The 20,522-nt window shown below is 39.0% G+C and carries 22 protein-coding genes; 12 read left to right on the forward strand and 10 right to left on the reverse strand.

Translation table 11 applies throughout. The features are described 5' to 3' along the window. Positions 1-125: 125 nt before the first annotated feature. The 9 genes from KKD45_00070 to KKD45_00110 form a co-directional block, all read right to left on the reverse strand. Positions 126-1,055, reverse strand: coding sequence for a pyruvate ferredoxin oxidoreductase (locus KKD45_00070; protein ID MBU4308899.1), 930 nt, complete (start codon positions 1,053-1,055; stop codon positions 126-128). A 30-nt stretch (positions 1,056-1,085) separates the two neighbouring features. After that, positions 1,086-1,298 carry a DUF2283 domain-containing protein gene (locus KKD45_00075; protein ID MBU4308900.1) on the reverse strand — a complete coding sequence of 71 codons (213 nt, stop codon included), beginning with the start codon at positions 1,296-1,298 and terminating at the stop codon, positions 1,086-1,088. Positions 1,299-1,438: 140 nt separating this feature from the next. After that, complete coding sequence (locus KKD45_00080) at positions 1,439-1,657, reverse strand: hypothetical protein (GenBank protein MBU4308901.1); 219 nt, start codon at positions 1,655-1,657, stop codon at positions 1,439-1,441. 4 nt (positions 1,658-1,661) lie between these two features. Continuing rightward, positions 1,662-2,498 (reverse strand): pilin, encoded by an 837-nt coding sequence (locus tag KKD45_00085; protein ID MBU4308902.1) that lies wholly within the window; start codon positions 2,496-2,498, stop codon positions 1,662-1,664. 103 nt (positions 2,499-2,601) lie between these two features. Further along, complete coding sequence (locus tag KKD45_00090; GenBank protein ID MBU4308903.1) at positions 2,602-3,474, reverse strand: pilin; 873 nt, start codon at positions 3,472-3,474, stop codon at positions 2,602-2,604. Positions 3,475-3,611: 137 nt separating this feature from the next. After that, a complete protein-coding gene (porA, locus tag KKD45_00095; GenBank protein ID MBU4308904.1) occupies positions 3,612-4,811 on the reverse strand; it encodes a pyruvate ferredoxin oxidoreductase in 1,200 nt (399 codons plus the stop codon). A 154-nt stretch (positions 4,812-4,965) separates the two neighbouring features. Then, entirely contained in the window at positions 4,966-5,229 is a 264-nt protein-coding gene (locus KKD45_00100) for a 4Fe-4S binding protein (protein ID MBU4308905.1), read from the reverse strand. A gap of 25 nt (positions 5,230-5,254) precedes the next feature. Beyond that, positions 5,255-5,797, reverse strand: a complete 543-nt coding sequence (locus tag KKD45_00105; protein MBU4308906.1) for a 2-oxoacid:acceptor oxidoreductase family protein — start codon at positions 5,795-5,797, stop codon at positions 5,255-5,257. Between the two features lie 15 nt (positions 5,798-5,812). Next, positions 5,813-6,484, reverse strand: coding sequence for a DsbA family protein (locus KKD45_00110; protein MBU4308907.1), 672 nt, complete (start codon positions 6,482-6,484; stop codon positions 5,813-5,815). 48 nt (positions 6,485-6,532) lie between these two features. Here KKD45_00110 and KKD45_00115 point away from each other — a divergent pair, with 48 nt between their 5' ends. The 12 genes from KKD45_00115 (at position 6,533) to KKD45_00170 (ending at position 19,301) form a co-directional block, all read left to right on the forward strand. Continuing rightward, positions 6,533-6,682 carry a hypothetical protein gene (locus KKD45_00115; protein MBU4308908.1) on the forward strand — a complete coding sequence of 50 codons (150 nt, stop codon included), beginning with the start codon at positions 6,533-6,535 and terminating at the stop codon, positions 6,680-6,682. Between the two features lie 196 nt (positions 6,683-6,878). After that, positions 6,879-7,463, forward strand: coding sequence for an RNA polymerase sigma factor (locus tag KKD45_00120; protein MBU4308909.1), 585 nt, complete (start codon positions 6,879-6,881; stop codon positions 7,461-7,463). A gap of 176 nt (positions 7,464-7,639) precedes the next feature. Beyond that, on the forward strand, positions 7,640-8,416 hold the full coding sequence (locus KKD45_00125) for a hypothetical protein (GenBank protein MBU4308910.1): 777 nt from the start codon (positions 7,640-7,642) through the stop codon (positions 8,414-8,416). Between the two features lie 177 nt (positions 8,417-8,593). After that, on the forward strand, positions 8,594-9,064 hold the full coding sequence (locus tag KKD45_00130) for a hypothetical protein (protein ID MBU4308911.1): 471 nt from the start codon (positions 8,594-8,596) through the stop codon (positions 9,062-9,064). Between the two features lie 218 nt (positions 9,065-9,282). Continuing rightward, entirely contained in the window at positions 9,283-9,906 is a 624-nt protein-coding gene (locus KKD45_00135; GenBank protein MBU4308912.1) for a hypothetical protein, read from the forward strand. A gap of 85 nt (positions 9,907-9,991) precedes the next feature. Beyond that, complete coding sequence (locus KKD45_00140) at positions 9,992-11,884, forward strand: efflux RND transporter periplasmic adaptor subunit (protein ID MBU4308913.1); 1,893 nt, start codon at positions 9,992-9,994, stop codon at positions 11,882-11,884. Between the two features lie 104 nt (positions 11,885-11,988). Beyond that, positions 11,989-12,696: an ABC transporter ATP-binding protein gene (locus KKD45_00145; protein MBU4308914.1), complete on the forward strand. Its 708-nt coding sequence runs from the start codon at positions 11,989-11,991 to the stop codon at positions 12,694-12,696. Between the two features lie 77 nt (positions 12,697-12,773). Further along, positions 12,774-13,973 carry an ABC transporter permease gene (locus tag KKD45_00150; GenBank protein MBU4308915.1) on the forward strand — a complete coding sequence of 400 codons (1,200 nt, stop codon included), beginning with the start codon at positions 12,774-12,776 and terminating at the stop codon, positions 13,971-13,973. 156 nt (positions 13,974-14,129) lie between these two features. Beyond that, complete coding sequence (locus tag KKD45_00155; GenBank protein ID MBU4308916.1) at positions 14,130-15,683, forward strand: fibronectin type III domain-containing protein; 1,554 nt, start codon at positions 14,130-14,132, stop codon at positions 15,681-15,683. Positions 15,684-15,801: 118 nt separating this feature from the next. Next, entirely contained in the window at positions 15,802-17,217 is a 1,416-nt protein-coding gene (gene pyk, locus KKD45_00160) for a pyruvate kinase (GenBank protein MBU4308917.1), read from the forward strand. 99 nt (positions 17,218-17,316) lie between these two features. Then, entirely contained in the window at positions 17,317-18,798 is a 1,482-nt protein-coding gene (locus tag KKD45_00165) for a glycoside hydrolase family 5 protein (GenBank protein MBU4308918.1), read from the forward strand. A 221-nt stretch (positions 18,799-19,019) separates the two neighbouring features. Next, positions 19,020-19,301, forward strand: a complete 282-nt coding sequence (locus KKD45_00170; GenBank protein MBU4308919.1) for an HU family DNA-binding protein — start codon at positions 19,020-19,022, stop codon at positions 19,299-19,301. Positions 19,302-19,561: 260 nt separating this feature from the next. Here the strand turns inward: KKD45_00170 and KKD45_00175 are convergent, their stop codons facing one another. Continuing rightward, a complete protein-coding gene (locus tag KKD45_00175) occupies positions 19,562-20,128 on the reverse strand; it encodes a helix-turn-helix domain-containing protein (protein ID MBU4308920.1) in 567 nt (188 codons plus the stop codon). Between the last annotated feature and the right edge of the window lie 394 nt (positions 20,129-20,522).

Raw genomic sequence — 20,522 nt, forward strand, 5'->3', positions numbered from 1 at the left:
AGACGCAGGTTAATGCCCGCGTCTTTTATTTTTTTTGAGTTGTGTGAGTATTTTGCTCGTTGTCCACCTCACCCTGTCCCTCTCCTAGCCAGGAGAGGGAACTATGCGTTGCGATTCGTATTTAATTACAATCCGTATTTTGAGATATTTTTATCAGCCATGTCTTGGATGACTTTGATGGTCTTTTTGCCCTCTGGAGTTTTGAATAAATGTGAAAAACGACCTTGCGCTTTCAAATACTCTTCAACTTTAATCTTGTTCGGGATGTTTAATTTTTTAGTTAATTCACCATTTACGAATTCTAGTAGGGGATAAAGACCGGTTTGCGCGGCCACTTTGCCAAGGCTGATCGCATCGCTAGATTTGATGCCCCAACCAGGAACACAGGGAGAAAGGATTTGAATATAGCCTGGTCCAGGTGTTTCCAAGGCTTTTTTTACCTTGGCTTCAATGTCGCCTAAGTAACCAGTGGTGGATTGGGCTACATAGTTTACGCCGTGAGCAAGAGCGATTGCCAACATGTCCTTTTTTGGCCTTACAGCGCCAGTAGTTAAGGCGCCAACTGGGGTAGTGGTTGTAGATGACCCGATTGGAGTCGCGCCACTAGCCTGCATACCGGTATTGGAATAAGCTTCATTGTCATAGCAGATATACAAAATATCTTCACCACGTTCCCACATACCGCTAATCAAGCCAAAACCGATATCAAAGGTGCTGCCATCGCCGCCCTGGGCAACAACTTTAACTTTTTTATCCTTTTTTTGTTGTCGCAAAGCCGCGGAAACGCCTGTTGCAACTGCCGCTGCGTTTTCAAATAATGAATGAATCCATGGCATGCCCCAAGATGATTCTGGGTAGGGGGTGGTGGTCACCTCAAGACAGCCTGTGCCATTGGTGATAATAGTATTAGCTCCCAAAACATTGGCAACCGTTCTAGCGGCGATCAATTGACCACAGCCAGCACAAGCTCTGTGTCCGGGCGCTAACATTGTTTTTTGTTTAGGTTTTTTGACTACCGTTGTAGTCTTTACGTTACTCCTTGTATTTGTTGGCATACTTTTGTTTATATTATATTAATTTATAAATTATTGATTAGTGTTTGGTGCTAAATTTTTAATATTATTTAATTCTGTTAAAATATCAAATTTTTTAGTAAAGTTCGAAGCATCTAAGATTTCGATTAAAAGCGGTTTACCATTTGCTGATGTGTGAATAATAAAATTCCCAAATTCCTTAGTGTTGGCAATCTTGCCCTTCGCAACTTCAATCGATAAGATGTTTGATTCAATGTCGTACATAAAAATATTTCTACCTCACCCTAGCCCTCTCCTACAAAGGAGAGGGAATATATTCTCCCTCTCCTGGCCAGGAGAGGGTTAGCGTAATCCTCGTCCAATCAAATATGAAGGGGACGGGGTGAGGTGGTCAACGCTGGCCATTATTGCTTTACCGGAAAAAATGTAATAACCTTACTTATATTATTTTCCTTTTTTAAAATTACTTTAATACCATCTTTTTCACAACTAAAATGCGCACCGTTCTTTTCGGTCTTGTTCGGCGTGTTTACCGTGTCTTCAATTTGTTCGCGTGTAAAAAAAACTTTGTATTTATTCAGGATAAGAAATTTTTCTTCGGCGTATTTTGTGAAATATAGCATATTTTTATGGGCAACCTCTTGAGACACCCTGTATGTCCCAATGATTAGATTCTAGGGCATAGCAATTATTTGTCTTTGGATCTAAATACATTATAGCTTTATCGCTTCTAGTTCCGGCTGGTGTGAAATTTTTTTCAATGTAATTAGTCAGTGTGGGCGTTAGTCTTAAATCTATTTTATTACCGGTGTCGTGTCCGGTAGCTCCGGTTGTGTGACCAGCTTCACCGGCACCAGTTATATAACACTCACCAGGTGGTAAATTTTTACAAAAATTACTTATTACATTTATAATACTTGGCTGAAGATTATCCATTCTTACGCAGCCTTCAAATTCTGAACCAACACAATCCCTTTTTCTTCCAATTCCAGTAAGAATTGTGCTCGTGTCTATTTTTGTAACTCTGGCTACTTCTGGCGTTACTTTTTCTTCTATCGGTGTTATTTTTATCAATTTAAAAGTCGTCAGATCAGGATTTACAAAATACAAAATCATATACGAAGTCATAACTAAAACTAATCCAGATAAGGCTCCCTCAATCCATTTTTTAGCATCACCAACCGCTTCTTGGTTTCCACCAGCAGTCAACCAACGCACACCGCCCCACATCAATACAATCGCAGCTAAAATGCCCACAATACTGACAGCGTATTTATAGACATTGGTGGTGTATTTTGCAATCCCTGCACCAGCCTTGATGTCGTCGGATGTTATGGTATCACCGAAAGGAATTTGGGGAGTGAAGTTTATTTCCGTTGTTTTATTTGGTTGAGCGACTGGCGCAGTTTCGTCGTATTCAGTACAAACTTCAGAAGTGCCACCACTCGGAAGCGGAGTAGACACACATTCAGCCCTACTAATTTGTCCAAAACTTAAATACAAGCTAAGAGAAATAAAGACGAGAAATATTATTTTGTGTATTTTTAGTTTCATTTTTTTGGAAATTTTATTTACATGTACAATCGCCCACGTTTAATAGAGGTACTGCATAGCCCCACGCGTCTAATCTTAATTTACAATTACAATCGCCGCCACTGCCACCTCCGCAAAAACCTGATGAATTTTTGCAACTATAGTCCATGAGATTATCTTCGCAAAAACCACTGGGATTAATACATGCATACCATTCATTGAGACGACAGTATCCCTCAACTCCATCTTTTTGTGACCTTGTTCCATTTGTCACCCCTTCGCAATTGCCGCTACCTGTTGCGCCAGCTACACAGGTCTTATCTCCAAAGTCTTTACTGCAGTCTTTTTGACTTGCGTCAAATGAATTATATGTGCCAGTGCATGCATCTTTTGTGCTTGGTTGGCATGTGCATTTATCCTTTCCATAACTTAAGCTTGTGCAATTTGAAAAGCAGCACCCCTCGGCGGTGGCAAATATATCTTTATTGGTTGTGGCAACCGCCTTAATCGGATCAATCTTAATTGACTTAAACTTAATCAAATCCGGATTCACAAAATACAAAATCATATACGAAGTCATCACTAATACTAATCCCGACAAAGCTCCTTCGATCCATTTCTTGGCATCATCAACTGCGGCACTGTCACCACCGGCTGTGAGCCAGCGCACGCCGCCCCACATTAGTACAATCGATGCCAAAATTCCCACTACGCTGACGGCGTATTTATAAACTTCGGTTATATATTCGCCGATAGAATCAGGGCCGATTTCTTTTTCGACACTAAATGAACCAAAGCCAATCTGTGCCTTATACGTAATCGCGTGAGCGTTGTTTGTGAATACGAAAAACATGCCTAGGAAAATAAATAGGGAAGCGATGGATAGGATTTTTTTTGTTTTGAACATATTTTTAATTCGTCATCCTGGAGCGAAGCGATAGGATCTTCGAATGTTTAAAAAAATGATTGATGATAAAATTTTCTTTACTATTTAAACATCGGAAGATTCTATCAGTCGTCCCGACTCCTTCCAGAATGACAAATTTATTTCACAAACTTCACTTCATCACCCTTGGTTCGCACTTCTTTGATAATACCTTTAATCATATCAGCAGTAATATCTCGTCCGCCTAATCCGACGACAAAAGTCTGAACCTTGGTCAAAGCTTTATTCTTGATCGCGGCTTTCACGTCCAATCCCAAAGGTCCGTCAGTCGCGCCGAGTGAAATTGCTTTTTCAATGACCGCAATCTCATGAGCATCTTTAACGATTGCCAAGACTTCGTCTTGTGGGAAAGGGCGATATGTTTTTATTTTAAGGACACCAGTTCCTGAAGTAAGAAAGTTGATATTATCAGCACCGGTATTGTGCTCGTCGATGACATCTTTGATGGTGCCGATAACTGAACCCATGGCAATAATAACTGTCTTGGGATTTTTTGGTCCGTAGTATTCGATCAAGCCATTGTTGACAATCGCTTTTTCCTCAGTTTGTTTAATCGCGCTCGGTACTAACTTCTTTAAATTTTCGTATTCATCCTTAATGGTCTTTTGTGCATTACGAATATCATTATGTAATTCTTCACGAATGCCCATGTAATGCGCCGGAGTGGCAAAAGCGCCTAGACTGACTGGGTTAGCAGTATCCAAAAAGGTGTTTTTTTCCGGCTTGTAGTCTGGTAAGAAATTTTTGATTTCCTTGCTGGTTGGAATGGAAACGCTTTCATAAGTGTGAGTAAGCACAAAGCCGTCAACATTTACCATGACTGGAATTTTTAAAGACTCGGCAATCTTGTAAGCAAGGATATGTTGCTCAATGGCTTCTTGGTGATTCTCGGCAAATAGTTGAATCCAGCCGGCGTCACGCACAGTCATTGAGTCTTGGTGATCATTCCAAATTGTTATCGGAGCAGAGACGCCACGATTAGCGCAGGTCATCACAATCGGCAAACGCATGCCGGCAATATTAAAGACGGCTTCGACCATCAAGAGTAATCCTTGTGAGCTAGTTGCAGTATAAGTCCGCACGCCAGTGGCACTCGCACCAAGTACGATTGAAGCAGCGGCAAATTCTGATTCTGCACGAACATATTCATAGGTTCCCTTGCCATCGGCCTTCATCTTGGCTAGGTCTTCAACGATGTGAGTCTGGGGTGTGATTGGGTAAGCCGAAATCACCGCTGGTTTGATATTGGCAATCACCTCAGCAATTGCGTGAGAGCCCTCCATGATTTGATTAGACATAAGATAATATTTTAATTTTAAAAATTCTATTTTGTCATGTCGAACGGGAGTGAGACATCGCTTCGACATTATTCGTGCGTTGGATAATGTTCTGTACACTTAGTTCAGTCGAAGCGATTTCTCCGCTTCGCTGCGAAATGACAAAACAATTGCATTACTTCGCCTCCAAATTCATCTTAATACATTTAACTGGACATTCAACCGCGCAAATGCCACAGCCTTTGCAAAAGTCATAGTCAGTTTGCGGCTTATTTTTATTCGCCTTATTAATCATCGCGATACAACCCTCTGGACAAACACGTGAACAAGTGCCGCAACCGATGCATTTTTCAAAGTCAGTAGCTGGAATGTAAGTGCGCCAGCCACCAGTCTTGTTGACCGTGGTTGAGGCAGGTTGGGAAACAACAGGTATTTTCATAGTATTTAAAAGTTAATTGTTAGAATTATAATTTGTAAGCCTCTTCAATGGCCTTGATGTTTTTATCAACCATTGCTTGACCCTTGCTACCAAACTTTTCCGTGATGGCTTTTTTTAGGGATTCAAGACTGATTAATTTTGTCCCCTTGGCAAAGGCGCCGAGGATGACGGTGTTGACGATATTGCGTCCCAAGACTTCTAACGCGATTTTGGTTGCATCAATTGCAAAAATATTTTCTTTCGGCAAATCAATGGCTAGTTCGTCTTTTGATTTGGTTGTGTTAACGATAACAATAGTGTCTTTGCCACAACCGCGCAAGAGGTCAACGGTGCCAATCAGGCTTGAATCTTGAATGATTAAAATATCCGGATGTTGCACATGTTCGCGGGTGCGAATCGGCTTCTTGTCCATGCGGGCGAAGGCTTCGATGGGAGCGCCTGTTCTTTCAACGCCAAAAGAAGGGAAGGCTTGAGCTTGCCAGCCTTCGTAAAAGGCGGAAACGGCAACGAGTTCAGCAGCAGTGACAACTCCTTGTCCACCACGACCGTGAAATCTGATTTGATGCATAAAATTTTGTTATTTTTAATTATTTAAAATTTCTTTGATTATTTGTTCAAATCCGGATAGGGGAATGTCGCCGGCGACTTTTTGACCATTGATAAACCAAGTCGGGGTGCCGGTAACGCCGAGGTTGTTGCCGTCAGTTAAATCTTTTTGAATCTTGCTTAGGTATTTTTTACCATCAAAACAGGTATTAAATTTATCCATATTGACCCCGGTTTGCTTGGCTAATTCTTTTAATTGGTCACCGGTGCTGATACCTTGATTTAAAAATAATTTATCATGCATGACCCAGAAAAAACCTTGTTCACCAGCACAGCGGGCTGCGAGAGCGAGGTCGCCGGAAGTTTCTGTAATGACGGGGAAGTCGCGGAAAATTATTTTAATATCTTTTTTGTATTTAATACTTAGTTCACGCATGACTGGAAAGGTGTTGGCGCAATGCGGACAAGCAAAATCGGCAAATTCGACTAGGGTAATTTTGGGATTAGCCGAGCCGATCCAGTAATTATCTTCACCCAAGATCTCTTTGGGTATAGTCTTGGCTACAAAAGCGGATTTGCCAGCCTGTGTCTGTGTTTGTTTGGTAATATCAATAAGCAAAAAACCAAATGCGGACAGAAGCATGAGTGCAATCGTTAAGAGTGCTATTAGTAAAATGCCCCACCATTTTTTATGCCACGGTTTATTCATTTATATAAATATGTTAATATGTAGATATAAAAATTATAACATATTTTTATGAAATCACCAAATGGCAAAAAAACTTTTGACGACCGGCAAAAGGACGTTGAGAAAAAGTTTATCAAACGCGACAAAAAGAAGCAGACGAAGATGAAGGTGAGCGGCGGGAGTGTGAAGAAATTGAGTCAGATTATTAAAGGAAAGTAACTCTCTATTTTTTGTCATCCTGAGCGAAGCGAAGGATCTATAATACATCAAATACGGCTTGAATAGGTTTTTATTGTTATACAAACTATTACAGATTCTTCATCCCGAAGCGTCGGGATTCAGAATGACAAGAGATGATGAAGAAAAAAGCCTTTTGATGCGTACTACTAGTTAATAACTTACAATAGTTTTTGCAATGCCCGAAGAAAATGAGTTAGACAATAAAAAAGATGAGGAACTTGTGGAGTTGATTTTGGAAAATCAGAGTTATTTTTTGCATATTGTAAAACGCTACAAAACCAAGCTCCTTAGCTATATCAGAAGAATATCTAATGTTAGCCAAGAAGAAGCTGAAGATTTATTACAGGATGTGTTTTTGAAAGTATTTGTAAATTTGAATGATTTTGATGATGGTTTGAAGTTTTCGTCCTGGATTTATCGCATTACACACAATGTTGTGATTGATAATTTTCGCAAAACCAAGTCGCGACCGCAGATGGTGGAATTGGATATGAATAGTGATCGCATCAAGCACCTGGCCGACGACTTCGACATTGAACGCAGTTTGGACAGTAATTTTTTGAAAATCAAAATCCAAACGGCTTTGGGGCAACTAGACTTGAAATATCGTGACATATTGATTTTGAAATATCTCGAAGAAAAAGATTATCAAGAAATTTCCGATATTATCAAGAAACCAATCGGCACCGTCGCCTCGCGAATCAATAAGGCAAAGCAGGAGTTAAAAAAAGTTTTAAAAAAATCCGCGTCATTCCCATGAAAATGGGAATCCAGGCGCCACAGACAATGGATACATAATTATAGAGACTAATCTTAATAAAAACATTGATAATAATAAATACTTCGTAAATTTTAATTCTACCTATATTAAAAACAATCTACGAGGTACCTGGATCCCCGCGTTCGCGAGGATGACAAAGGAATAATATTAATTACATGACAAACGATAACAAATTTGATCAAGAATTACTTGATAAAATCAAAAGCGATAAACTGGCACCGACACCGAAGTGGCACTTCTTGTTGAAGGATTATTTAGTGTGGGCAGTCGGCGTTTTGTCTTTGTTGATTGGCGGCTTGGCTTTTTCGGTGATTATATATATGTTGCGTTTTAGCGACTGGAATGTCTATAAACAAATCGGGGAAAGTTTTTTGAGTTTTATCTTAATTTCTTTGCCTTATTTTTGGCTCGCCTTGCTCGCTTTTTTTATATTTTTAGTTTATTACAATATTGAGCATACAAAGAACGGTTATCGCTATTCGGTACCCATTGTCTTGTTAGCCAATGTGGTGATCAGTTTGTTTTTGGGCTTATTATTTTTTAAGGCAGGCGTTGGTCAAGAATTTGATCGAATTTTGGGCGAAAGTATGCCTTTTTATCCCAATCTAATGAATCAGAATATTAATTTTTGGATGCAGCCTGATGCTGGGCGCTTGACTGGGATTGTAATATCAAAAGACGTTGAGAATAATTTTATTTTGTTGGATTTTAATCAGAATCAGTGGAATGTTGACGTGAGCAATGTTGAACTTGGTCCGATGGAGATGTTTATGCTTGGTGGTCCTATTCGCGTTTTTGGCGTGAAGGCGAGTAGTAGTGGAAATTTTGTGGCGCAAATGATTTTGCCAGTGCCCCCCCCTGGAGGCGGTTTATATAAAAGGCACAGAGATATACATTTTGAAGCTAATGATAGAGTTTTTTTAATGAAATGAATTTGCCATGGCGGACACTGTATTAGTTAAATGAAGAAAATGAATTTTCAATACGTAGTAATTATCAGGAGCTCCTAAACCTAGGTATGTAAAATTTATTAATAACGATTCTATCATCCAGGAGCGGAGTCTTGATGGGCTTAAGCTTCGCTCCAAAATGATAGATTAATTAAAAAAATGAAAAAATCAAATATTATTATGAGTGGTTCCGTGGCAGTAGTCGTTTTAATGGCGGCAACTGGCATGGCGATGACGACGCTGGCTGCTGAAGACGTTGCTTCTAGTGCAACAAGCACCACTGTTCAAAGACATAGACCGATGTTCGGGTTTGGTAAAAATCTAACTGACGCTCAACGTCAAGAAATGCAAGTCAAGCGAGACGCTCGAAAAACTGAGCGTGAAACGAGCAGGTTGGCTATTCAGGCCGCTTTAGACTTGGGCGATTATGATGCATGGGTAAAAGTCGTGCCAAAAGATTCACCAATCTTGACCAAGGTCAATAAGGATAATTTTCCAAAACTGGTTGAAGCTCATAAGCTTATGAAACAATCAGGCGACATTATGAAAGAATTGGGAATTGAAAGAGGTGATATGACGGGTGGAAAATTGCAAATGCACAAGGGTGATTTTAACAGAGGAAATAATTAAAATAAATTGAGGTCCAATTTCGTGGGGAAGAAATTGGACCTCTTTCTTTGTGGTAAAAAAGCATTTTATACGTTCTAAGCGTCTCTTTATAAGATGTCGAAAGAAAATATTTTTGATTGCGTATAGAGATTGAAAATGATATTTGGCGAATAGTGATTACTAGACATTTTATTAATATTTTTATATAATATTAGAGTAATTTTAAAAAATTCAAATCTATGAAAAAGACATTTATATTTTTAAGCTTGATAATAGCGGTTGTTTTTTTGACTACGGCTTGCTCAAAGAATACCGGTAATTCTCAGGATAACGTAAATAGTGTTGGTGATAAAAATACCACAACGAGCAGTGCTGGTCGACGTCCGGATGGCGTGCGAATGCCTGATTTTGGTCAGCCAGACCGAGCGCCTGACACGATGGGTATTGTCAAATCAATCGTTGGCAATGAGATAACTATTTTAAAAATAGAAAGACCGAATGGTGGACAAGGGTCAGCTACCAGCACAGAACAGAAGCGGTCCCTGAATTTGAGTGGAGCAACTGGTGTTCCTGGTAGTGGCGCCGGATTGTCTGGTGGCATGCGAGGCGCGTCTGGCGGAACAGTTGATCGAGCACAGATGTTAGAAAATATGAAAAAACAAAGCACGGGCGAAATGAAAATTATCATTCCGGTTGGAATCAAGATGTTAATAACAGATGCTGCTGCTACTGCAAATGCGGGCACGCCTCCAAAAATGAACGAGGCAACCTTGGCTGATGTAAAACAAGACAAAATGCTTAATATTTGGCTAAATCAAGATGTGAAAGATCAAAGTGTGGCTGAGTTTGTGTTTGTTCGATAGACTTTATTCTCCCTCGCCCCGGCGGGAGAGGGTTGGGGTGAGGGGAAGTTGTGAAGTAATAATTTAAATATATAAATATATAAATATGAGCTCAATTTTAGAAGAAAGTCGTAAAGCGCGCGGCATCAATGGTGTTTTTCAAGGAGGGAAGAAAAAAATAATTTCCGTTATTTTAATCTTGGCAATTGCCGGTGGTGCCTACTATTATTACGTTAATAAGAAAAAAGACAATACTGTGGCTGAAGTGGTCAAGAAAGATTGGATAGTCAAGAAGGATAATTTAAAAATTGCGATTCAAAGCGATGGCAAGGTGGTAGCCGAGGACGGTGTTGATTTGTCTTTTTCTGTGCCAGGCGACACCTTGGAGGTAGAAGATGTATTTGTTAAAGAAGGGCAAAAAGTAAAAAAGGGTGACAAGGTCGCGTCGGTCAAATCTAATGATTTAGAGTTTAGTTTGCGTAGCGCCTATGTGTCATATCAATCTGCTCTGTCCGGTCTTGAATTGAAACAAGTTGGTCCGACTGATGATGAAATTGCTAAGGCAAAAATATCGATTGAGCAAGCTAAGGTAAGCCTAGACCAGTCAAAAATAAGTCTAGATCAACTTAAAATGACAGTAGCGCAAAAAATTGAAACCGCACAAAATAGCATCACCACTGCGCAGAATAGTTTGAATTTAAATCAAAATGTAGACAATAGTCTGATAATCAAGAATACTTATGATGATTTGGTGAATACCCTAAAAGGAACTGTTATCAAGATAGGCAATGTTTTAAAGGATTCAGATGATATTTTGGGTGTTGACAATACTTATGTTAATGATGATTTTGAAAATCTTTTGGGGGTTAAGGATTCTAATACTTTGATTAGTGCTAAGAACAGTTATTATCAGGTAAGTAATTTAAAAAATGATTTAGAACCAGTTGTCTTAGTCTTGAATTCGGCTAGCAACCAAGCATCAATCGATTCTGTCGTGTCTAAAACTAAAACTACCTTGAACGAGATGGAAAAGCATCTTTATTCGATGCAAAAAATGTTGGATGCGACTATTACGTCTTCAAGTTTCACGCAATCAGAGTTGGATAGCTTCAAAAGCACGATTAGCTCTAATCGTTCGACGGCCGTGAGTGAATTGTCGAGCATTACCAATAGCATGCAATCGATTACTACTTCGAAGAATAGTTTTGATTCTGCGGAAAATACTTTGAAAAATTACCAGATGGCTTATGATAAAGCCGTAGCTGACCTTGATAATACAAAGAAGCAAGCTGAAAAGGATATTGCGAGCGCAGAAGCCGGTATCAAATCAAGAGAAACTTCTTTGCAACAAGCACAAATCAGTTACAATGAATTGATTACACCGGTGCGTGATATTGACCTTGCTTCGGCGCGCTCACAGGTGACCTCGGCGGCAATCAGTGTTGACAAGGCTAAATATGCCATGGAGCAGGCGATATTGATTTCACCGATTGACGGCGAAGTGTCGCTTTTGAATTATAAAAAAGGTGATTTTATTATCAAGAGTGATAATAAGCCAGTAGCTTCAATTATTAATAATGATACACTATTTGTTGAGGTTAAGATTGAACAGGCGGATATCAATAAAATTAAAAATGGTCAAAAAGCCTATGCGACCTTTGAAGCGCTTGATAGCTTACGTCTAGAGGGTGAAGTTGCTTTTGTTTCTTTGACTTCAGCGACTGACAATAATGGAATTGTTACCTATGTGGTGCGAGTAGTGGTGAATAATAATGGTGAAACCAAGATTAGAGAAGGTATGACTGCGCAAGTTGATTTTGTCACCGCTGAAAAGAATGACATTCTTATTGTGCCCGTAACCGCCGTTCGCAACGTTAACAACAAGCCCTCAGTCGAACTTCCAGATGGTACTTGGGCACCAGTGGTAACTGGTTTTACCGATGGAATTAATGTAGAAATTATTTCCGGCCTAAAAGCGGGAGACAAATTAGTTTATTAGGAATATTATAAGTGACGAGGTGTTTAAGCTCCCTCGCCCCGAAAACTACCTCACCCTAACCCTCTCCTGGCAAGGAGAGGGAATAATAAATGAGTAAAATAATAATGAATAACTCTGCAATAAAATTAAAAGACGCTAAAAAATCCTATTATTTAGCCAATGGTGAAGAAATTCCTGTTTTAAAGGGGGTTGATTTGGATATTGAACAAGGTGAATTTGTGGCCATCATGGGCGAGTCCGGTGGTGGCAAGACCACGCTCTTGAATATTTTGGGCTGTTTACATCCCTTGTCGAGCGGTGAATATTCGCTTGAAGGTGAAGATATTGGCGTTGTTCGTGATGATTTTACCTTAGCTTTTATTCGCAACAAGAAAATGGGTTTTATTTTTCAGCAGTTTAATCTCTTATCAAGACTGACGGCCTTGAAAAATATTTCCTTGCCAGCTTTGTATTCCGGTATGGACAAGCGTGACAGAGAAGAGCGAGCCTTGGAGTTGATGAAAAGTGTTGGCATTGATGACCGCGCTGGTCATAAGCCTAGTGAATTGTCTGGTGGTCAACAACAACGTGTCTCTATTTGTCGTGCCTTAATAAATGAGCCTGATATTATTCTCGCTGATGAACCAACCGGCGCCCTTGATTCCAAATCTGGCTTGGAGATTATGAAAATTTTTACCGACTTAAAAGCCAAAGGCAAAACAATTATTATGGTGACGCATACTTCTGAGGTGGCTAAATTCGCGGATAGAATAATCTACATGCGCGACGGTATGGTTGTAGATAATAATTACAAATTACAATCAAAATATTAATAATTTATTCTCCCTCTCCCCGCCGGGAGAGGGTTGGGGTGAGGGAGTGGTCGTGAGCAATTACTAAAAATTAAAATATGAACCTAGAAATAATCAAAATGGCCTTCGAGTCATTATTATCTAATAAAACAAGAACGGTGTTGTCGATGCTGGGTATTATTATTGGTGTATCTACGGTTATTGCCGTTTTTGGGGTGGGCAAGGGCGTGGAGGCAACGGTGAATAAACAGTTTCAGGGTTTGAGTGCCAATTCATTATTGATTATGTCGAGCCAGCAACGAGGAGCGGCCGCTAGCTCAAAATTTACCGCGTCTGACGGTCCGATTATCAAGGATAAGGCTGAACATATTAGCAATGTGACCGTTTTGGTGCGCAGTAATGCCACTGTTTCTATCGGCAAGGAGACAGGTAATTTTTCTGTCATGGGCATAGATCAGAACTATTTTGATGTTTCTAAATATAAAATTGCCTCTGGTCGTTTTTTTGATGACGCCGAAGTGACTAGTCGGGCCAAGGTTGTTGTTTTGGGAGATGCTAGTATTGCCACCCTTTTTCCAGAGGGCGGTAATCCAGTTGGACAGAGCGTGACAATTAAAGGCAAGAGCTATGAAGTCATTGGTGTGTTGGCAAAAATTGGCTCTAGCATTGGTCCGGTAAGTCCCGATGAATCGATTTTTACCCCTTATACTACGGCTGAATCTAGTATCGTGGGTGATCGCGCTCAGATTATGATGAACGCAACCGTTGACGATGTGGCTAATGTTGCGGCGGCAACAGAGAGTGTGACGGCTGTTTTGCGCGAGGAACACAAATTGAAAGCTGGTGTCCCTGATGATTTTAGCGTTCGTGATGCTGGTAGTATGGTGGCCACTGCCCAAGAGTCAGCCAAGTTGATGACTACTTTTTTAATGGTGATTGCTGCCATTACTTTGTTGGTATCCGGGATTGGGATTATGAACGTGATGTTTGTGACTGTGGCCGAACGGACTAAAGAAATTGGCATTGCTAAAGCCATTGGGGGTAAACAATCTGATATCTTAAGTCAATTTCTTTTAGAGTCGGTAGTCTTGTCAATGATTGGTGGCCTGCTCGGCATCATTCTCGGCACCGGCGCACTCTATTTAATTAATCGCTCTGGCTTAATTACGATTGCTTACACACTGCAGGGCCCGCTTATTGGTTTCTCCTTTTCCGTTTTCGTTGGTGTCTTCTTCGGCTTCGTTCCTGCCTTCAAGGCCAGTCGCCTTGATCCAGTTGATGCTTTGCGTAGTGAGTAAAAATAAGCACCATATGAGAATGTTTAGCCGACCTGATTAATGGGTCGGTTTTATTTTTTTGTAAAATTGTGCTATAATATTTTTATAGTAAATCAATCTCAAAAAATAATTAATTCAATCAGTTTCGTTTTTACTTTTCTGGTTGATAAAAAATCTATGAATAAAAAAAATACAATCACAATCATGATTTTATTTGCCATGCTCTTATCTCCTTTTGCAGGGTTAAAAGCAGCAGACGAGCTAATAATAACAACGGGCGATAATTATATAAAAACCGATCGTACAGCATCAATTTCTTGGTATACAAATGTTGAAAATAATTGTTTTATTGATTATGGTATCAAGTTTGATCTGAGGGATGGTATTAAGGCTACTACTACTGCGGTTGAATTAACAAAAGAAAATATTACAACAAAGTATCAATATATTGTAAATTTAAAAGATTTAAAAGAGTCCACGGATTATTATTATAGGGTGAGTTGCAGTCCCTTGGACGGTGGAGATGTTATTCAAAATGCTATACAGAGGATTGGTTATGATGTTCGAGATATGGATTTAATAATTAATGATATTTATTTTTATCCAAATAATCCAGTAAAAGGACAAAAATTTACAGGAGAAATTCGGGTGATAATTGGTAATACTGGCACTAAGGAAGTGGAGGTTGTGCCTCAAACCTGTTTGTATACCAATATATTGCAGATTGTATCAGCTACCACTATTATAGATTCACAGGGTAACGATCTTACAGCTAAAGTATTTTCAGTTTGCGGACCAACGGTGTCGGGTAATGAATCCGAGGCAGTGTATTATGAGATAAAAGACGCTGTTTTCAATTCAGACATTGTTTTTAATTCTATGGTTGACGATGGTGAAGCGATCAGAGAAGCCAATGACGCCAATAATGTATTTAGTAAGGAGATAAAAATAACTGCTACAAGTATTGTGACGGGAGATAATACAGTCATTGACATGGATGCAGTATTGAATAATGGCGACAATGTCGCTATTGGCAATCTTACTGATAAATTTCTTGCAGAAACTAAACAAGTACGTAATTTGGTTAAGGAGCAGAATGTTAAAACAAAATATTTGGATAAACTAATAGACAGGGAACAAAAAACATTAAACAAGATGGAGATGGCGATAAATGACTTTATTGCTTATGGAGTAGATCTTAATACTCAAAAACTGGGCGAAGGTGAAAGGGCGGCAGTAGTTAGTTCATATAAGAGCGCCTTTGTTAGATTGCCAGAAGTTGACGATGAATTAACTGATCTTATTAAGATTGCTAATGGCCGCTGGCCAAGTTTCAAAAACAGCAATGCGGAAAAAAGGGCTAGAGGGCAATTTATAAAAATTTATAAAAGAATTGCCAATATGGGTAATGCTAATGATAATGCAGCGGTTACGGTGATGGCCTATGGTCTTCGACAAAAGGCAGAAAATCGAAATATGAATAGCGAAAAGAACGGCATTAAGACTTTTAAAAGTATTTTTGGTAAAAATCCAACAACTACTGATGAGTGGAATACAATGCAGGCTATTACATATTCCGGAGCTAGTCGTGGTAAAGATAGTGATGGTGATCTTTTGACTGATGATCGAGAAAAGATTTTGGGCACGGATGTTAATAACAAAGATAGTGATGGAGATGGTTATATTGATGGAATTGAGGTTGACAATGGTTACAACCCCTTAAAGAAGTAAGTGTATAAAAACCTCTTGATTTTATTCTAAAATCTGTTACAATCTTAAAATGACCAAATGAAAAACAGGCCAAGTTGCCTGTTTTTCTGCTTTATTTAGTAAAAAATAATATAATTTTATGCAAAAAAAACAAACAAAAATCGTGGCTACAATCTCAGATATGAGATGTGATGTGGATTTTATTCAAGAGTTATATGACGAAGGGGTGAATGTTTTTCGTCTAAATACCGCTCATCAGAATATTGATGATACGGTGCGTGTGATCAAAAATATCCGTAAGGTTTCAGACCGGATTGCAATTATGATTGATTTAAAAGGGCCGGAATTGCGAACAAGTTTTGCGGCCGCTGCGATTGAAATTGAAAATGGGGCTGAGGTGGCCTTGAAGGGTGGTAAGCGGGAAGATGTTTCGACAAAAGATTTGTTGTATGTTAATTATCCAGATTTTGTGAAAAAAGTCAGTGTGGGCACTAGTGTTTTGATTGACGATGGTGAATTGGAATTAGTAGTAGTAAAGAAAACTAAAGACAAGGCAATTTGTAAGGCTTTAAATCGAGGCATTATCAAGTCATATAAAACAGTTAACGTGCCAAGTGTAAAATTTAATTTGCCATCTTTGAACGTAAAAGACCGTGACTACTTAGATTTTGTCGTAAAAAATGATATTGATTTTGTGGCGCATTCTTTTGTTCGTAGCAAACAAGACGTTTTGGACGTGCAGGCAGTTTTGGACAAGTCCAAGAGTCGAGCGAAGATAATTTCCAAGATTGAAAATGCAGAAGGGGTTGATAATTTGGATGAAATTCTTGAAGTTTCTCATGGGATTATGGTGGCACGTGGCGACTTGGGTATTGAGATGCCGGCTGAAGAATTACCCTTGATTCAAAAGAAAATTATTAAACAATGTATTTTAGCAAGAAAACCGGTAATCGTGGCAACACAGGTAATGCACTCAATGATCAAGAGTCCACGTCCAACCCGTGCTGAGGTGAGCGATGTGGCGAATGCGGTTTTAGATGGTACGGATGCCGTGATGCTTTCCGGTGAAACAGCCTTTGGTGAATTTCCGATTGAGACTGTCAAGATTATGAGTAAAATCATTAAAAAAACTGAAGCTTTTGCTGATCAATACTCTGTTTTACCTTTAACTAATATTAAAAAGACAGTTACATGTCACTTGGTGAAGGCCGCTGTTGAGACGGCGAGACAATTGGATATTAAGGAAATCATTATCGGCGACGAGACTGGTTTTTCATCTGAATTAATTTCATCATTACGTTCTCGTATTCCGGTATTTGTCAAAACCTCTGATCGACGCATCGTGCGCGAGATGTCCTTGTCTTACGGCCTGAATGCGCATTACGCGCCCAAAGATAGAAATCATGAGGAGTATATTAGAGCTTTGTTGAAAAAATTAGTAGCCAAGGGTAAGTTAAAGAAAAATGATTTGATTATTTACTTAGCTGGCGATCCTGATAAGAAAATTGCGGCTAATTTTATGGAAATCTGCGAAGTGGATAAATATTCAAAGTAAATAAAGTTTAATCTAGTTTTAATCTTTTTTATATATATTTTTAAATAGAGTCACAATGACTCTATTTATTTTTTTGCCAAATAAGTATAAAATATAAATATGAAAATCAAAATTATATTTCTCTCATTAATTATTCTTCTTTTGCCAACTCTGCGAGTCCATGCTGGCGACCTGGGAACTAGGTTGTCTGGACGTATTTTGATTCAGACTGAGCGTAGTGGTGAGGCCTGGTATGTTGATCCTGTTTTGAAAAAAAGATTTTATATGGGGCAGCCGGCAGATGCGTTTGCGATTATGCGCAACTTTGGCCTGGGGGTGAAAAATACTGACTTGAATCGAATTGCCAAAAGTGATGCCAGTAGCGGTGATACGAACCTTGCCAAGCGTCTAGCGGGACGAATTTTATTGCAAGTTGAGAGTCGGGGTGAGGCCTGGTATGTGAATCCGCTAGATAATAAGCGGTATTTTTTAGGCTCGCCGACTGATTCTTATAAATTAATGCAAAAACTTGGCCTAGGTGTTACTGATGCTAATATTGATTTGATTGAGGTTGGCAACTTAGCCTATATCATTGCAGGTTTGCAGAACGGTACTGATATTTCGCGCGGGTTCAATGTTGACGCTCGTTTGAGCGAAGGTGATTTTCAGGATTTGGCTAAAACGGGTGCGAACTTGGTCAGAATAAATTTTGCCTTTGCGCCTTTGATCTCTAAGCAAGCACCGTATAATTATAATGAGGAAAGCTTTCAATATTTAGATGAGGTTGTTTTTTGGGGTGAAAAATATGGCTTAAAAATAATTATTGATCCGCATACTTATCCGGGCACTGCCAATGATACGCACATGCGCCATGATGATTCTTTTTGGCAGGATTATAAATATCAAGACTTGTTAGTTGGCTTGTGGAAAAAAATCGCCCTCAGGTATCATGGCAAGGGCGAGGCGATTGCCGGCTATAGCCTACTAAATGAGCCATTTTTGCCAAATAATGGCGCCGTAGGCACGCCCGCAGACTATAATGGTCTACTTAGGCGTCTTATTAAAGAAATTAGAAGCGTTGACCAAAAACACGCCATTATTATCTCTTCTCCAGAAATAATGCCCAAGGGTGAAACTAATGAGGAAAAACGCATTCGTCGAATTGATGGCATCAGCTACCTGGAAAAACCAGTTGATAATAATTTGCTTTACGATGTTCATATGTATGAGCCATTTTTCTTTACTCATCAAATAGGGGATAAGCCTACGATGTATCCAGGGCTGATTGAGGGAGAGGTTTGGGATGAGATCAGGATGGAAAAATATTTAGCACCGATTATGAATTTTTCTAATAAGTACAAGGTCAGGATAATGATGGGTGAATTTTCCACTGTCCGCTCCCTGGGAGATAGTGGTAATAATTATATTCATGACGTTATTGAATTGTGCGAGAAGTATAAATGGAGTTGGGCCTATCATGTCTTTCGTTCTTCGCCAATGTGGGACGCGGAAATGTCTAATTATGACGCTAATCAATATGAAAGAAATGATAATACACCACGCATGGAGCTGTTAAGAACTTATTTTAAAAGGAATAAATAGGGTTGATATTTTCCCTCGCCCCGGCGGGAGAGGGTCGGGGTGAGGGGGAGTTGTTGATGCTAATATTAAACAAAATCAACCGTAAAAAATATTAAACTTTCAAAATCCCTTGATTTTATTGGCATTATTTTAAAAAAGGTGTATAATAATAATGAAATTAATTAATTTATCCCCAACTATTAATTTTTATTATTTTTAGGGGAGCTAAAATTAAAAAAAGTATGGCAAAAATGACAAAGTCACAAATGCTAGCAGCCTTAGTTGAAACTACAGGTTTAGCAAAAAAAGATGTAACTAGCTTGGTTGAAAACTTGACCGAATTGGCTTACAAAGAAGTTAAGAAAAACGGTGAATTCTCAATTCATGGCATCGGCAAATTGGTAAAAATGAAACGCGCTGCTAGAATGGGACGAAACCCTGCTACAGGCGAAACAATCAAAATCCCTGCAAAGACTGTTGTTAAATTCAGAGTTGCAAAAGCAGCTAAAGACGCAGTACTTTAGGACTCAATATAATATCAAAAAAAATTCCACCGTAATGGTGGAATTTTTTTGTTGTTTTTTGATATAGCCTTGATTAATATAAATAAGTTTGCCATTGCATTCTCCCTCTCCCCGCCGGGAGAGGGCTGGGGTGAGGGAACATTGTTAAAATACCACATATCTAATATTCTTCGTCCGTTCTACCTCACCCCGACCCTCTCCTGCAAAGGAGAGGGAGTTAATGCCAATCATGTATTGTGCATGAGTCTCTTTTTGTTATTCTATATCCATCGATCAATATATTGTCCAACGCCAAAACTAAGAAACTTATTTCTCAATTTCGTATTGGAATACAAATATTTGACCATGGACGAAAATTCGATAAGATAACGATCATTGATGATTTTAAATTTTACTTTTTCAGATTGGATGGCACGACGGATGGTTTTTTGCTCGACACCGCCGATCTTGGCTGCCTCGGAAACGGAGAGCCAGAGAGGTTCTGAAGGGAGTGATATTTCGACACTGGTTTCATCTTCGCGTTTTCTTTTTTTGCTGACTTTTTCTTCCGTCAAAGTGCGTGTCTTTTCGGTTTGCGTTGGTTTATGTTTTTTGTAAATTTTTCCAATTCGATTGCTCTTGATAGGTGGGGCTACCACGACTGGAGCAGTTTGCTCGAGTGTTGATAACTCTTCAGTTTTTGGCAAAGTAAAATCTACCTTCGGAGTTTTTATTTCTTCGACGTTTTCTTTTTTTATTTCCGGTTCAACTTTTTTGTCTATGACAAAACTAGTTTTTTTAACTGGTTCATCGTCGCTTAAAATTGTATCAAGAATGTTTTTTGTCATCAAATTAGCGACTTAAGTCCAGAGTTCTCTAGACTTAAGTCTGTGAAATTGTCAAATTTTAACGTTTTGACGCTATAATTTAGCTTTTTTGTGACTTAAGTCCAGAGTTCTCTAGACTTAAGTCTGATATTTACACTTGTAATTTGCAAAAAATACTGTCTTTCTGATAGCCGCACTTTGTCATTTTTTTGGGAGTAAAGTCTACGGTTTCCTGGACTTAAGTATGATATTTTTAATATGTTTGCATATAGTTATGAAAAAATCAAGACGATAAGTCAACTTTGTCCTTAATTAAGGATTATATGCTAAAAATTTAGAATAATGACAACTATTAATCATTATTTTTCAACGATTTTTAATGATGAATGTAACTTGCTTGCGAATTTGAAATATG

It is taken from the genome of Patescibacteria group bacterium (assembly GCA_018897195.1).
Lineage (GTDB): Bacteria > Patescibacteriota > Patescibacteriia > Patescibacteriales > UBA12075 > JAHILH01.

What these genes read in the sequence shown, in the direction of transcription:
- KKD45_00070 (MBU4308899.1), bottom strand. Translation starts at nt 1,055, where the DNA reads ATGCCAACAAATACAAGGAGTAACGTAAAGACTACAACGGTAGTCAAA.
- KKD45_00130 (MBU4308911.1), top strand. Translation starts at nt 8,594, where the DNA reads ATGAAAAAATCAAATATTATTATGAGTGGTTCCGTGGCAGTAGTCGTT.
- porA (MBU4308904.1), bottom strand. Translation starts at nt 4,811, where the DNA reads ATGTCTAATCAAATCATGGAGGGCTCTCACGCAATTGCTGAGGTGATT.
- KKD45_00110 (MBU4308907.1), bottom strand. Translation starts at nt 6,484, where the DNA reads ATGAATAAACCGTGGCATAAAAAATGGTGGGGCATTTTACTAATAGCA.
- KKD45_00075 (MBU4308900.1), bottom strand. Translation starts at nt 1,298, where the DNA reads ATGTACGACATTGAATCAAACATCTTATCGATTGAAGTTGCGAAGGGC.
- KKD45_00165 (MBU4308918.1), top strand. Translation starts at nt 17,317, where the DNA reads ATGAAAATCAAAATTATATTTCTCTCATTAATTATTCTTCTTTTGCCA.
- KKD45_00150 (MBU4308915.1), top strand. Translation starts at nt 12,774, where the DNA reads ATGAACCTAGAAATAATCAAAATGGCCTTCGAGTCATTATTATCTAAT.
- KKD45_00100 (MBU4308905.1), bottom strand. Translation starts at nt 5,229, where the DNA reads ATGAAAATACCTGTTGTTTCCCAACCTGCCTCAACCACGGTCAACAAG.
- KKD45_00145 (MBU4308914.1), top strand. Translation starts at nt 11,989, where the DNA reads ATGAATAACTCTGCAATAAAATTAAAAGACGCTAAAAAATCCTATTAT.
- KKD45_00105 (MBU4308906.1), bottom strand. Translation starts at nt 5,797, where the DNA reads ATGCATCAAATCAGATTTCACGGTCGTGGTGGACAAGGAGTTGTCACT.
- KKD45_00125 (MBU4308910.1), top strand. Translation starts at nt 7,640, where the DNA reads ATGACAAACGATAACAAATTTGATCAAGAATTACTTGATAAAATCAAA.
- KKD45_00135 (MBU4308912.1), top strand. Translation starts at nt 9,283, where the DNA reads ATGAAAAAGACATTTATATTTTTAAGCTTGATAATAGCGGTTGTTTTT.
- KKD45_00090 (MBU4308903.1), bottom strand. Translation starts at nt 3,474, where the DNA reads ATGTTCAAAACAAAAAAAATCCTATCCATCGCTTCCCTATTTATTTTC.
- KKD45_00175 (MBU4308920.1), bottom strand. Translation starts at nt 20,128, where the DNA reads ATGACAAAAAACATTCTTGATACAATTTTAAGCGACGATGAACCAGTT.
- pyk (MBU4308917.1), top strand. Translation starts at nt 15,802, where the DNA reads ATGCAAAAAAAACAAACAAAAATCGTGGCTACAATCTCAGATATGAGA.
- KKD45_00080 (MBU4308901.1), bottom strand. Translation starts at nt 1,657, where the DNA reads ATGCTATATTTCACAAAATACGCCGAAGAAAAATTTCTTATCCTGAAT.
- KKD45_00170 (MBU4308919.1), top strand. Translation starts at nt 19,020, where the DNA reads ATGGCAAAAATGACAAAGTCACAAATGCTAGCAGCCTTAGTTGAAACT.
- KKD45_00140 (MBU4308913.1), top strand. Translation starts at nt 9,992, where the DNA reads ATGAGCTCAATTTTAGAAGAAAGTCGTAAAGCGCGCGGCATCAATGGT.
- KKD45_00155 (MBU4308916.1), top strand. Translation starts at nt 14,130, where the DNA reads ATGAATAAAAAAAATACAATCACAATCATGATTTTATTTGCCATGCTC.
- KKD45_00115 (MBU4308908.1), top strand. Translation starts at nt 6,533, where the DNA reads ATGAAATCACCAAATGGCAAAAAAACTTTTGACGACCGGCAAAAGGAC.
- KKD45_00120 (MBU4308909.1), top strand. Translation starts at nt 6,879, where the DNA reads ATGCCCGAAGAAAATGAGTTAGACAATAAAAAAGATGAGGAACTTGTG.